We start from the raw sequence: 14,096 nt of genomic DNA, 5'->3' as shown, positions 1-14,096 counted from the left end.
GATGTCGGTCCCGGCCGGGGGGACCCTTCCCGCCCTGAAACCGCTCGCGGTGCGGCGCTAGTTCGTCGCCCTGACCGTGGCGGGGTTGGGCGGCTGCGGCGGATCGAAGTAGACCGAGTCGAGCCCCACGGCGGCGCGATAATCGGCCAGGGCGGAGAAGAGTTTGGCCTCGGCCTCGATCCGGGAGGCGCGGGCGTCGGACGTGGCCTGCTCCCGGAGGTTCAGCAGCAGGACCGTGCTGCTCCCCTCGCGCAGCAGGGCGGCCTCGGCCCTCTGCAGGCTGCGCGTCTGGTCCTCGTACTCGCGGTAGCGGACCAGCTGGCCCCATGCGGTCTGGACCGCCGACTCGGCATCGAGGATGTCGGCCTGGATGCGGTCGCTGGCGAAGCGGGTCTGGTGGGCGAGCTGGCGGATGACCCCGTCGGTCGCCGCGATCCGGCCCCGGGCATAGCGGCGTTGGAGGGGCACGTCGAACAGCAAAGACGTCTCGGCGACGTACGGGCGGAAGTCGCTGCCCAGGTCCTTGGTCCGATTGCCGACGTTCTGCTCGGTGTAGACGTAGAGGCTCAGCGAGGGCAAGGTCTGGTTCTCGGCGTACTGGCGCTCGACCTGCGCCTTCTGGGCCTGGAGCCGCAGGCCGAGGATCTCCGGACGCAGCCGCAGCGCGACCTCGAGGTCGCGGGCGGTCTCCTCGGGCGAGGGGGGGAGTTGGGTCGGGAATTGCTCCGGCACGCGGGACGGATCGGGGATGATGGGGAGGCACCGACCGTCCCGGTAGAACAGCGAGAGCTCGATGCCCGCCTGACGGAACCTCCGTTCCATGGCGACCAGCTGCTGCTGGCGCGACAGGAGCACCCGGCGGAAGTCGACGATGTCGATCGGCCGGATGAGCTGCTCGTTCACCTGGGCTTCCAGGGACTTGCCGCGGAACTCGGCGAGCCGGATTAAATCCCGATAGACCGCCACCGCCTGGCCGGTGCCGACCCAGGCCCAGTAGGCCTTGGTGATGTTCTTGACCAGGCTGATGCGTTCCTTCAGGATCGTGGGCTCGACCTTCCGCCGCTCGATCTCGGCCTGGAATTCCTTGGCCCGCCGGGCGTCGATGTCCCGGTTCTTGAGCAGCGGCAGCTTGAAGCCGGCGACGAAGGCGCCTCCGCCCCGGGTGTTGAGGTAGTTGTAATATGTCGGCCAGCGCCCCTCGGCGAGCCGATAGCCGGCGAACACCTCGGAGCCGAGGACCCGCAGCGGCTGGTCGATGAAGACGTCGTGGACGCTCCGGCGGTAGTAGCCTAGCGGGTAATTCCGCGTGTCGGCGTTGAGGTTCAGGTCGAAGGCCCCGCGCGCCGAGAGAAGATCGCCCGCGGCGATGCCGCGCTCTTCGAGGACCGCCAGGAACGGCGGGTAGGATTGCAGGGCCGAGCCGACGATCTCCTCCAGGTCCAGGGGGGGCCCGCCGCCGATCCCGACCGAGGCGGACGACGGGGGAGTGGGCGCGGCGTCCCCGGTGGTGCCGGGGGCCGATTCGGGCCGCTGGGCCCCCAGGAAGAAGCCGCCCGGCAGCATCCCCGTGAACGGGTTGGATGGCGACAGTGGGAGCACGGGCGACGGGCGGTCGAGGCCGAAGGGCGACGCCCCCCCCGAGGCGCCGGCCGCCCCGGGCGACCCCGGCGTGCCCGGGGGCGACTCGCCCACGGCCCGCGGGGGACCCGACAGGTTGCCCGGCAGGGTCGAGGGGGGTTGGCTCTCGCCGATCGGCAGCTCGCCCACGGCCCGCGGGGGCCCGGACAGGCGGTCGGGTTCGGTGCCGAACGGCAGCCCCAGCCGGGGCGAAGACGTGGGGTCGGGCACACCCTGGGCCGCCGCGGGCCGGCTTCCTGCCGGTCCGCAGGCGGCGAGAAAGACCGCCAGCCAGCGCATCCGTGCGATCATCGTGGCCTCATGCCTAGGACTTGGGTCGCTTCAGCTTCACTTTTTCCTTGCCGCCGTAGTCCTCGCCCTCGGCGGTCGAGCCCTTGGCGTTCCCCTTCGCGTCCCCCTTGGCCTCGGACGGCTCTTCGGAGGCGACCACCTTGGGGAAACCGTTGAGGCGGCGCCAGATCTCGTAGCCGAGCCGGACCTGCCGGAGCAGCACCCAACCCTTGGTGCGCACACCTTGACGCAGGTATCGGTTGGACGGCCAGGCCGAGTCGGCCTCGGGGACGACCAAAAGCCGGAATCGGCCCTTGCCGTTGTCGGTCGGATCGATCAGGGCGACCTTGCCGCCGAAGGAGCCGACGGCCACCGACGGCCAGCCGACGAACTGGACGGCGGGCCAGCCCTCGAATTGCAGCCGGACGTGGTCGCCGGTGTTGACCAGCGGGATGTCGTTGCCGTCCAGCCAGAGTTCCACGGCCATCTCGGAGGTCTCCGGCACCAGCACGGCGATCGGGTCGCCGTCCTTGACCTGCTCGGCCCCCTGGTTGACCAGCAGGCGCTGGATGACCCCGTCGCGCGGGGCGCGGACCACCTGGGACCGCTGGTTGCGGACCTTGGATTCGATCTCCAGCAACTCCTTCTCCCCCTCGGACACCTTGGCGGAGGCCCCCTGGGCGTCGTTGCGGAGCTTGGCGACGTCGGCCAGGGTCTTGGCCTCGACCTCCTTCAGCTTGTTCTGCTTGCCCTGGAGCTCGACCTTGGCGGCCTCGACGTAGACCTCGGCCTTGCGCACCTTGGCCAGGCTCTCGCGCAGGGTCAGGTCGGCCAGCTCGTGCTCGCGGCCCGAGGCGAGCCCCTGCGGGCCGAGGCGGCCGATGCGGCCCATCTGGACCGCGTCGGTCTCGTACTTGGCCCGGATCGCCTCCAGGTCGCGGCCCTCGGCGGCGAGCTTCTTCTCGCCGACGGAGACGTCGTTGCGCGCGACCTCGATGGCCTGCTGGCGGGCCGATTCCATCGTCTCGACGATGTGGGAATACATGTCGTACTGGTCGCGATACGCCTGGAGCTTCTCCCGGACGCGGGCGGCCTGGTCTTCCAGGGCCGTGAGGTAATCGGGGTCGTTGTTGGAGAGCGTGGCGATCAGATCGCCGGGGACATCGCGGCCGTCCTCGGTGCGAGGGCCGCGCACCCGGGTCCCTTCGCGGACATGCCACTCCGTCACCCGCCCATAGAGCGGCGCCTCGACCCGGAATTCGCGGTCCAGCGGCGCGAAGCCGACGACCCGCCCCGTCCCCGGGACCGACTGTTGCCAGGGCAGGAAGGCCAGGCCGACGCCGGTGGCCAGCATGAACAGCGCGAGCACCCGGCCGAGCCTGTGGATCGCCCGGGGGGTCTGGGCCAGGAGGATCGCCGAGCCGGAGTGCATCCCGCGCGGGGCCCTGGGCCGACGGGCCGGGGCCCGTGTCGCCGGCGGGGCCGGCGTCGCGGGCGGGCCCTCCGTCTCGATCAATGTGCCCGACATCGCAACGTCTCCCTGAGCCACTGTTCAATGTCCGGCGAATGGCCGTTGCTCATCGCCACCGTGTGTTCGGCGCCTCCCCCGGCGAGGGCCACCGCCCGGCGGCAGCGGCTGGCCACCTCCTGGCTGTGCGTCACCACCAGCAGCGTCCACGGGGCCTTGGGGGAGAGCAGCGAGTCGAATGCCGTCCTCCGCGATTCGAGGTCGAGCCCGTCCAGCGCCTCGTCGAGCACCAGGAGCCGGGGCCGGCCCGCGATGGCCCGCGCCAGCATCAGGCGGCGGGCCTGGCCCTGCGTCAGCGGCGCCCCGGTGACGGCCAGCCGCGTGTGCAGGCCGTCGGGCAGGGCGGAGAGCTGGTCGTTCAGGCCGACCGCATCCAGGGCCTCGCGGAGGTCGGCGAGCGTCAGCTCATCCCGGCCCACGCGCAGGTTCTCCAGGATCGTCCCCTCGACGATCTCGATCCCCTGGACGACGGCGACCTGCCGGCGGAGCGACTCCAGCCCCACGTCGCGGAGGTTGACCCCGTCCAGCTCGATCGACCCGGACGACGGGGCCCGGAGGCCGAAGATCAGGTCCACCAGCGTGCTCTTGCCCGACCCGCTCAGGCCGACGACGGCCACGCGGTCCCCCGGCTCGATCTCCAGGTCCAGGCCGTGGAACACCTCGTGGTGTCCCTCGTAGGCGAACGAGACGCCGCGGAGCCGCAGGGCCGCCGGGTCTTCGCCGTCGGGCAGGGGCTCGCCGCCGCGCCGCTCCAGCGGCAGGTCGATCAGGTGGCCGAGCTTGTCGACGGCGGCCATCAGGTCGTACCACCCTTCCAGGTGCTTGCCGAACTTGGCGAACGACCCGACGACCATCGCCACGATCAGCTCGGCGGCGACGAGCTGGCCGAGCGTCAGCTGCCCCTGGATGACCAGCCAGCCGCCCAGGCCCAGCAGGGCGGTCGACGCGATGCACTGGAATGCCAGGGCGAAGAGGATCTGCTTCCAGAGGATCGCGAAGTGGTGGCTCCTCGCCCCGAGGTAGCGCCGCGCCAGGGCATCGCACCGGTCCAGCGCCAGTTCGCTGCCCCCCTCGGGCCGATAGGCCAGCGTCGCCCGGGCCAGGTCTTCCAGGTGGCCGACGACGGCGTACTTCGCGCGCGACTCCTGGATGCTCGTGGCGATCGCCCCCCGGCCCAGCTGCAGCACGGCGAAGGCCATGGCCGCGAGCAGGATCAGGTCGAACCCGAGCAGGTACGGGTGGTAGAAGGCGAGGACGCCGATGCCGATCAGCGCCTGGAAGACGACGGACAGGCCGTCCAGCAGCAGCGCCGAGCCGACCTTCTGGACCGTCAGGATGTCGAAGAAGCGGTTGACCATCTCCGGCCCGTACTCGCGATCGAAGGCATCCCGGCGCACGCGGGGCAGGCGGTCGGCGAGGTCGGAGGCCAGCCGCACGAAGATCCGCCGCTGGAGGAGCTCGACGACGTAGGTCTGCGCCGCCCGCAGCGCCGCCGCGAAGCCGAGGCAGATGAGCAGGACCAGCGACAGGACGACGAGCTGCTGCATCAGCAGGCTCATCGCGACCGTCGTGACCAGGGCCTCGATCGCCAGCGGGGTGGCCAGGGTCAGGAGGCCCACCACCACGGCCAGGGCGACCACCAGGCGGAGGTCCTGCGCCTCGGGCCGCATCAGGCCGATCAGCCTCCGCACGGGCGAGATCGCCTCGTGGTGGCCATGCCCGTGACCATGACCATGAGCGTGCCCGTGCCCGTCGTCCGGGGCGCCGAGGCCATTGCACGGGGTGATCGGCTGGGCGAAGGCCCACTCCAGAGGCTTCCGGGGATCGGTCACGCCCAGGGCTCGGGCCAGGTCGCGGGGGCCGACCCAGCGGTCCGCCTCGCCCTCCACGAGCCCGGCCACCCGCGCGGATCTCCCCTTCCGATCCAGGAGGACGACCCAACGGTCGCCCGCCTCGCCGTCGGATGCCGGGATGCAGGCGACCACCGGCAGCCCGGGGGCCGCCGCCGCGATCGCCTCGCGCACCGTGGCCCGCGAAGGGGTCATCCGGATGCCGAACTCCTTGCCGACCCGGGCCAAACGCTCTTGCCACGGTTCGGACAGCACCCCGGGCACGTCCCGGCCGGGCCGCATGACGGCCCGCCGGGCCAGGCCCGGATCGAACTCCAGGCCGATGGCCTCGGTGCAACTTCTCAAAACGTCGACGCAGGTCGCTGGCATCTTGACTCCTACGCCGGTGGTTGGCGCCCTCCCAATCACGGGCGGAGGACATTAAACGCACCCAGGCGGCCGATTGTTCGGTGATCCGCGGGATTCTTCCGGGAAAACCGCCATTCTGTCCTACGGAATTCAGAGGAAATGTCCTGCCATTGATAACCCCTAACGACTTAGGGGTCAAGGAAGGTTGGCAGTCGGGGTGGATCGGTCGTGTGGGTCGGCAAGGTTGGAGGAGGGAATTTCAAAGAATTGGGTTGCCTATGAGAAATGGGGCATCCATTGAAGATTCGTTGTCCTGCCCGTCCCGACTGGCAAGGCCGAGACGATCGATCGTCGAGATTCCGGGGCGGATCCGGCCGGTCCCCCAGGGTCGACGTCCACCATCCCAACAACCTTTCTCACGCCCCGGTGTATCGCGGCGATCCGCTCGGGCTGCTAACATCCGAGGATTCGCGATCGACCCACCTCTGGCCCGGGAGGACTTTTCCGTGCGGACCGCGTTGGCCTGGTTGTGTCTGGCGATGGGGCCGGGATGCGTCCTGGCCGGGGACCTGGAGCGGCTGAAGTACAACCACCCGGGCCTGGTGGTCGACCTGGGCGTCGGGCTCTGGGCCTGGCCCCTCCCAATGGATGCCGACGGGGATGGCCGGCTCGACCTCGTGGTCGTCTGCCCGGACAAGCCCTACAACGGCACCTACGTGTTCACGAACCCCGGACCCGGGGCCGCGGGCGGGACGATGCCGGTGTTCCCGCCGGCGCGGCGGATCGGCAAAGGACTCCAGAACGTCCAGGTGAGCCTCGTCGATGGCCGCCCGCGCGTCCTCTCGCCCGGGTTCGAGTATCCCGACTTCCGGGGCTCGGGCCTGGAAAAGCCCCGGAAGCTGCCGGTTCCCCCCAACGTCCACCCCAACAAGGTCCGCGGCAACTTCTGGCGGTATGTCGATTACGACGGCGACGGGGCCCTGGACCTGGTCGTCGGGGCCGATGACTGGACCGACTACGGCTGGGACAATGCCTACGACCCCTCCGGCCGATGGACGCGCGGGCCGCTGCGGGGCTTCGTCTACCTCGCCCGCAACGCCGGCACGACCGATGCGCCCCGGTACGAGCCGCCCGCGAAGGTGATGGCGGGGGGGAGGCCGGCGGAGGTGTTCGGCTGGCCGTCTCCCAACTTCGCCGACTTCGACGGCGACGGCGACCTCGACCTGCTCTGCGGCGAGTTCCTCGATGGCTTCACCTACTTCGAGAATGCGGGCACGCGGACCCGCCCCGAGTACGCGGCCGAACGCCGGCTGGCGGCCCCCGACGGCAGGCCGCTCGTCATGGACCTGGAGATGATCACGCCCACGGCCGTCGACTGGGACGGCGACGGCGACGCCGACCTGATCGTCGGCGACGAGGACGGCCGCGTCGCCTTCGTGGAGAACACGGGCCGGACGCAGGCCGACCGCACGCCGCAGTTCCTCCCCCCTCGCTACTTCCGGCAGGAGGCCGACGACGTGAAGTTCGGCGCCCTGGCCACGCCGTTCGGCTTCGATTGGGACGGCGACGGGGACGTCGACCTGATCTCGGGCAACACGGCCGGCTACATCGGCTTCATCGAGAACCTGAGCGGGCCCGGCGTGGAGCGGCCGAGGTGGAACCGGCCGAAGTTGATCGAGGCCGGGGGCCAGGTGATCCGGATCATGGCCGGGCCGAACGGCAGCATCCAGGGCCCGTGCGAGGCCAAATGGGGCTACACCGCGCCGGTGGTCGCCGACTGGGACGGCGACGGCCTGCCCGACCTCGTCGTCAACTCGATCTGGGGCAAGGTCCAGTGGTATCGGAACATCGGCACGCGGGTTGCGCCGTCGCTCGCCCCGGCGCAACCCGTCGAGGTGGAGTGGGACGGCCCGCAGCCGTCGCTGGCCTGGGGCTGGCTCCGGCCGGAGGGCAAGGCCCTCCTGACGCAATGGCGGACCACGCCCTGCGCCGTCGACTGGAACGCCGACGGCCTGGCGGACCTGGTCATGCTGGACCACGAGGGCTACCTCGCCTTCTTCGAAAGGACGCGACGTGATGGGGCCCTGGTGCTCCTGCCCCCCAGGCGGGTGTTCGACGATGAGGCCGGGCAACCCCTGCGCCTGAACCCCGGCGCCGCGGGCAAGAGCGGCCGCCGCAAGCTCTGCATCGTGGATTGGGACGGCGACGGCAAGCTCGACATCCTGCTCAACGCCGCCAACGCGCGGCTCCTCCGCCAGGTCGACTCCGCCGACGGCCGCTGGAGGTTCCGGGACGCCGGGCTCCTGTCCGAGACCAACATCGAAGGCCACGACGTCAGCCCCACGGTCGTCGACTTCGACGGCGACGGGATCCCCGACTTCCTCGGCGGGGCCGAGGACGGGCGGTTCTATTACCTGAAGAACCCCCGGGCGAAATAGTCCCGGGGCCCCGGCCGGGGCGGCACCCTGATCGACCCCGCCGCCGGCGTCCGCCTCGAAGCCGACCGCGATGCCCCGCTCGTCTGGGCTTGCGGGCCGGGGTCGAGAGCGGCGTTCCGAGGCGGGCCGTGCCGCCCATCCGCCTCGCATCGGGCGGGGTGACCTCCTTCATCCCGTCATGGACTGTCTTGTCGTGGACATCGCCCGGGAACGGCCCGGACGCCGCCGCGATCCGCAGGCGTTGCGACTTCCGGCCGGGGCCGCGCGGCCTGGTGCGGCGGGCCGTGACGACCTGGACCTGGATCGCGTGCCGCTTCGCGACGTAGAGCGAGGACGCCCGCTCCCCCATCGCCGGGGAGGCGGGCGTTTCGCGCCGCGAGGCTCGATTCGAGCGATCCATCGGGGCCGCTTCAAGGCCTCCTCCCGCCCGCGGTTCCGCCCCGCGATGGCGGCCGTAACTTCGTCCGGTCGCCAGGTTCCCGGTCGGGGACGCGGCGCGTCGCTCCGTCGCGAGGCCCACCCGGAGAGCCCAGCAAGGCGAACGGCCTCCGATTGGCCCCGTCGAGGGTCATTGGGGAGGACCGCCGGGTCGGATTTTTTCCATGGAATCCGAAACACGTCCTATCTCTTCAGGAGTGCCCATGGTTGGCAATGCGACGCATCTTGAACGCCCCGATCATCCCGGCCCGGCCTCGCCGCAGAGGTTTCGGAGAGACCGGGCCTGGTCCGTCGGCGCGGCGCGCCGGGTCGCGTCCACACGCCAGAGTGCAAGTCGTCCTCCTTGAGCTTCGGAGACTCTCCATGCCTTCGCTGAGGATTCCCCCCCGTTCATCCCGCCAGCGGTCCTCCCGGCGCTCCCGGACCCACTTCCTGACCTCGCTCGACCACCTGGAAGAACGGCAGTTGCTGGCCATCTCGGCGATGAGCCAGTACCACTCGTTCGCCACCAATGTCGCGAGCGGGCCGGTGCTGCTCGCGACGTTCTCCGACTCGGAGGCCGCGCCGAGCGGGCACTCCGCCCAGATCGACTGGGGCGACGGGACGACCTCGGCGGGGTCCATCGTCGCGGACACGAACGTCCCCGGCCGATTCAACGTGACCGGCCAGCACACGTTTGCCAAACAGGGCATGAACCAGGTCTCCGTGACCATCACGAACCTGTCCACGACCACCAGCCGGACGGTCTCGTCGGTCGATTCGGCGCTGATCCCGGAGCCGATCGTCACCGCGATCGCGCCGTCGGGGATCTCCGTCGGGGCGACGGTCGCCGACGCCGAGGTCGCGACGTTCCTCCAGGCCGACACGTCGAGGACGGCGGCGGACTTCGCCGCCACGGTGACCTGGGGTGACGGCCAGGTCACCGGCGGCACGATCACGGCCGACGGCGTCACGCCCGGCCTGTTTCGCGTGACCGCCAGCAAGCCGTCGGCCTACTCGGCCGCGGGCGACCTGACCTTCAAGGTGGACGTGTCCGTGCTCCAGTCGGGCGGCGGATATGGCTGGCGGGGGGCCGCCGGCATGCCCGAGGCGCTCGGCTTCGTCACCCCGGCCACGACCGGCGGCCAGATCTACCAGATCGGCGGCAGCTACGGCCAGCAGACGCGGAACGTCAACGCCTTCGACCCGACCACCAACACCTGGACGGCCCGCGCCCCCTTGCCCGGACAGGACCAGATCCTCGCGACGGCCACCGGCCCGGATGGCCGGATCTATGCCATGGCCTATGATCCGGACACCGCGACCAGGCGGATGGACGTCTACAACCCGACCACGGATGCCTGGTCGACGGGCGCGGCCCTCGCGGTCCCCGACGGCAACTTCCGGATGACCACGGGCCCCGATGGCCTGATCTATATCGTCGGAGGCTCGGTCTCGAATGTCATCACGGCGGCCTCGTATGCCTACGACCCCGCCACCGACAGCGTGGCGAGCATCGCGAACCTGCCGACGGCCCGGCAGAATGTGGGCCTGGCGACCGGCACGGACGGCCGGATCTATGCCCTGGGCGGCGACGACGTCACCAGCACGGTGACTCGGGTGGACATCTACGACCCGGCCACCAACACCTGGTCGGCGGGCGTCGACATGCCGGATCAGCGGGCGGCGATGATCGCGGGCGTTGCCCCCGACGGCAAGATCTACAGCATCGGCGGGTATAACAACCAGTCCGGCTGGGTGACCTCCGCTTTCGCCTTCGATGCGACGACCGGAACCTGGTCCGCGACGCCGAGCATCCCCAGCTTCCGGCTCTACGTGGGCGGTGCGGTCGGCCCGGACGGCCGGATCTACTCGATGGGCAACGCCGGCCCGTCCAACCAGAACGACGCCTTCAACCCGATCAATACGGTGGGCACCGACTCGGAACTGTTCAGCGTCGCCAAGGGCACCCCGACGATCGCCTGGGCGATCCCCGGCCCGATCCTCGTCGGCACGCCCCTCGGGGCGATCCAGCTGAACGCCTCGGCGTCGACCTCGGGCACCTTCGCCTACGCCCAGGCGGCGGGCACGGTCCTCCAGGCCGGCCTGGGCCAGACGCTCTCGGTCACCTTCACGCCCGACGACGTCGCCAACTATGATCCGGCGACCGCGACGACCACGATCGACGTGCTGGCACCCCCGACCATCACCGTCGGGTCCCCGACGGCCGTCGTCAGCCAGGCTCTGACCGGCATCCCGGTCGCGATGTTCACCGCGCCGACCTTCCCCGGCGCGACGGCCTCCGACTTCGTCGCCACGATCACCTGGGCCGACAACACGACGACCACCGGCATCATCTCGGCCGACCCGAACGTCCCCGGCCAGTTCCTCGTCTCGGCGAGCGGCCCGGGCCAGACGACGCAGGTGGGGACCCGATCCTACCGCGTGACGGTCGATATCGTGGGCCAGGCGATCCCGGCGACCTGGGCCAGCGTCCACGACTTCGGGGACCGGCTCTATTACCACGCGGCGGCGACTTCCGGCGGCAAGGTCTACATCATCGGCGGCTATGACGATGATGGCCGCCTCGCGGATGTCCTGGCCTACGACCCGGCCACGCAGGCCATCGCCCCGGTCGCATCGCTCCCCATCGAACTCGCCTATCATGCGGCGACCACCGGGCTGGACGGCAAGATTTACGTCATGGGCGGCGATAATTCGTCGACCAATTACGTGAAGTCGGCCTACGTCTACGACCCGGCCGCCGACGCCTGGACCCCGATCGCCGACATGCCCACCGGCCGCGATTATCTGTCGGCGGCGACCGGCCCGGACGGCCGGATCTACGCCATCGGCGGCTACGACGGCGACAATTACTCCGACGCGATGGAGGTCTTCGATCCGGCCACCGGCGCGTGGTCGACGGCCGCCCCGCTGCCGGTGGGGGTTGGCTACGGGGCCGCGGCGACCGGCCCGGACGGGCGGATCTACTTCATCGGCGGCTACGACGACGACGGCTATTCGAGCAAGGTCTACGCCTACGACCCGGCGACCGACACCTGGGCACAGGTCGCCAGCATGCCCGTGCCGAGCGCCTATCTCTCGGCGGCGAGGGGCCCGGACGGGCGGATCTACGCCATCGGCGGCTACAACGACGACGGCTACCTGGACACCGTCTACGCCTATGACACGGCGACCGACACCTGGACGCAGGTCGCCGGGCTGGCGGTGGGCAACTACGGGTCGGCCGCGACGACCGGCCCCGACGGGCAGGTCTACCTCGTCGGCGGGTATCTCCAGAGCGGCGACTCCACGACCATCGACGTGCTCGGCCGGCCGCTCACGCCTTCCGTCGGGGCCGACGGCGCGGTCGCCCTCGTCGCCGGCCCGGCGACCTCGTTCGTGGTCTCCGGCGTGACCGGGGGGACCGTGGGCGGGACCGGGACCATCGTCGTCACCGCCTACGACGCCTTCGGCAACGTGGCGACCGGCTACTCCGGGCCCGTCCAGATCACCAGCACCGACCCGAACGCCATCCTCCCGGCCGAGCCCGTCCTGGTCAACGGCGTGGGGACGTTCGTCATCGGCTTCCGGACGGCGGGGGCCCAGTCGATCCGCGTGGCCAACCCGGAGGCCCCGGACGTCGCCGCCACCCAATCCTTCTCGGTCGCCCGGGCGCAGCCGATCGCCGGCCCCCTGACCTCCTCGCCCGAACAACCGTTCTTCGGGCAGCCGCTGACCCTCACGGCGTCGTACACGGTGCCGGGGGCCCTCGCCGGGGCCGTGCTGGGCATGGTCGACTTCTACGACGGCGAGGTGTATCTCGGCTCCGCCCCCCTGGTCGTCTCGGAGGCGGGCGGCACGGCCTTCGCCCGGTTCACGATCGCCACCCTCGCCCCGGGCAACCACGCCTTCCGGTCCGTCTATTCGGGCGACGGCAATAATTTGGCCGCCGACTCGCAGGCCCCATCGCCGACCTCGGTCACGCCCGCGACCACCGCCGTCGCGCTCACGGCGACGGCGAACGGCCGGGAGGTGACGCTCTCCGCCCGGGTCTTCGCGACCTCGCCGGGCAGCCCCGCGGTCTCGGGCACCGTGGCGTTCTACGACGGCGAGACGCTCCTCGGGATCGCGACGATCGTCGATGGGGTCGCGACCCTCAGCGTCGCTGACCTCCCCCTCGGCCAGCACTCGTTCCGGGCCGTCTTCTCGGGCGATGCGGGCTCCTCCGCGAGCCAGGCGACGGTCGGCTTCAACCTGGACGCCCAGTCGCCCTCGACGCCCTCTCCGAACCCGGGCAATCCCACCCCGACGCCCCCCGGCCAACCCACCCCGACGCCCCCCGGCCAACCGGTGGTCGTCGGCCCGACGGTCAGCGTGGAAGGGCCCAAGGTCATCGGCCTGAGCCGCTTCGGGATCAGGGCCCGCAGGGCCGTGCTGGAACTCAAATTCGACGGCCCGCTCGACGTGGCCTCCGCGCTGGACCGGAGCAACTATCGGATCACCCGCCGGAACGGCCGCCGCATCGCCATCAAGCGGGTCGTCTACGATGAGGCCACGAACACCGTGAGGATCGTGACGGCGAGGGGCCTGCGGCTGGCCCGCGCCTACAACCTCACGGTCTCTCCCCGCCTGAGCGACCGATCCGGCAACCGACTGGATGGCAGGGGGATCGGGCAGCCCGGGACCGCGTTCAAAACCAAGGTTCGCTGGACGGCCCTGTCGATCCCCGGTCGTTCGCCGGCCGTCACGTTCGTCGATGGCCAGCCGCAAGCCTACACCGGCCGTTTCCGCCGGTATGTGAGGAACGTCCTCCAGACCACGATTCCCAGGCTGCGGAGGGGTTGATCCGTCCACCTGAGAGATGCCCTTCCGGCGGGGCCGCCATGCGGTAAGCCTGCCGGAAGGGCCATGTTTGCGTCCCCGGCTCGACCTCATCGCGCCGGGATCGCATCCTCCCATCGGCGTCCTGCAGCCCGAGATGGCCGGGCCCGGAACTCATCGCCAAGATGCCCGCCGCTCCATCATGATGGAGCGGCGGGCATCTTGATTCTTGGTGCTTCGTCGTCTCGGGGGCGGGATCATGCGAGAGTCCTACGACTTCGACGATCTCGCCGCTCGCCCATTTGCGCTCGATTCATGGCGAGATCATGATGGAAGGTGACCCCGGAGGTCACCCCGATGCAGGTCACGGATCGCCTGACGGCCGGACACCTCGCCGCCTGGCCGATGCGCATCGGGCAAGCGTCGCTTCCGTCGGATCCGATCGGTCATCCTGGCCGCCCAAGAGCGTACCGTGCCTCAGATCGCCGCGGCGTGCCCGGCCACCGGCGCGGCGGCCGGCATCGTGATGCCTCACCATGACACCCCGACGATCAACCTGTTCCTGGAGCAGTTCTCCACCGGGTTGGTCGCGGACGTGCACTCGGTGCGGGTCGATCCGGTCCTATGCGGATTGGGAAGCGTAGAATGAGGCGGCCTGCTCGGCGATGATGGTGTAGGCTCCGATGCCGAGTGGCTCAAGCCGGTATGCGCCGCATCCTATCTGACATGGAAAGAAAGCGCAATGTTAAATTAAAGCCCATATGAGACGTGGCCGTTCGGGGG

6 protein-coding genes are annotated in these 14,096 nt (G+C 70.5%); 3 read left to right on the top strand and 3 right to left on the bottom strand.

Features of this window, described 5'->3' with window-relative positions:
- Positions 1 to 57: 57 nt before the first annotated feature.
- From TA3x_RS28080 to TA3x_RS28070, 3 genes are read right to left on the bottom strand one after another with little or no spacing between them, the layout of a single operon-like run.
- Entirely contained in the window at positions 58 to 1,929 is a 1,872-nt protein-coding gene (locus TA3x_RS28080; protein ID WP_435017989.1) for a TolC family protein, read from the bottom strand.
- 13 nt (positions 1,930 to 1,942) lie between these two features.
- On the bottom strand, positions 1,943 to 3,436 hold the full coding sequence (locus TA3x_RS28075) for an HlyD family secretion protein (protein WP_435017988.1): 1,494 nt from the start codon (positions 3,434 to 3,436) through the stop codon (positions 1,943 to 1,945).
- Positions 3,421 to 5,655, bottom strand: a complete 2,235-nt coding sequence (locus TA3x_RS28070; RefSeq protein WP_435017987.1) for a peptidase domain-containing ABC transporter — start codon at positions 5,653 to 5,655, stop codon at positions 3,421 to 3,423. The genes TA3x_RS28075 and TA3x_RS28070 overlap by 16 nt, the downstream gene beginning before the upstream one ends.
- Positions 5,656 to 6,173: 518 nt before the next feature.
- Here TA3x_RS28070 and TA3x_RS28065 point away from each other — a divergent pair.
- The 3 genes from TA3x_RS28065 to TA3x_RS28055 all read left to right on the top strand — a co-directional run bounded on the left by TA3x_RS28065 (position 6,174) and on the right by TA3x_RS28055 (position 13,962).
- The gene (locus tag TA3x_RS28065) at positions 6,174 to 8,072 is read left to right on the top strand and encodes an FG-GAP repeat domain-containing protein (protein ID WP_435022452.1); all 1,899 of its coding nucleotides are present in this window, start codon (positions 6,174 to 6,176) and stop codon (positions 8,070 to 8,072) included.
- An 801-nt stretch (positions 8,073 to 8,873) separates the two neighbouring features.
- Positions 8,874 to 13,337, top strand: coding sequence for a kelch repeat-containing protein (locus tag TA3x_RS28060; RefSeq protein WP_435017986.1), 4,464 nt, complete (start codon positions 8,874 to 8,876; stop codon positions 13,335 to 13,337).
- Positions 13,338 to 13,785: 448 nt separating this feature from the next.
- On the top strand, positions 13,786 to 13,962 hold the full coding sequence (locus TA3x_RS28055; protein WP_435017985.1) for a hypothetical protein: 177 nt from the start codon (positions 13,786 to 13,788) through the stop codon (positions 13,960 to 13,962).
- Positions 13,963 to 14,096: the final 134 nt, after the last annotated feature.

The organism is Tundrisphaera macrotermitis, from assembly GCF_051175315.1.
GTDB lineage: Bacteria > Planctomycetota > Planctomycetia > Isosphaerales > Isosphaeraceae > Tundrisphaera.
This window is presented reverse-complemented; position numbering and strand designations above follow the sequence as displayed.

Excerpts from the sequence above, each read along its gene's own strand:
- TA3x_RS28080 (WP_435017989.1), bottom strand. The coding sequence starts at position 1,929 with ATGATCGCACGGATGCGCTGGCTGGCGGTCTTTCTCGCCGCCTGCGGA.
- TA3x_RS28075 (WP_435017988.1), bottom strand. The coding sequence starts at position 3,436 with ATGTCGGGCACATTGATCGAGACGGAGGGCCCGCCCGCGACGCCGGCC.
- TA3x_RS28070 (WP_435017987.1), bottom strand. The coding sequence starts at position 5,655 with ATGCCAGCGACCTGCGTCGACGTTTTGAGAAGTTGCACCGAGGCCATC.
- TA3x_RS28065 (WP_435022452.1), top strand. The coding sequence starts at position 6,174 with ATGGGGCCGGGATGCGTCCTGGCCGGGGACCTGGAGCGGCTGAAGTAC.
- TA3x_RS28060 (WP_435017986.1), top strand. The coding sequence starts at position 8,874 with ATGCCTTCGCTGAGGATTCCCCCCCGTTCATCCCGCCAGCGGTCCTCC.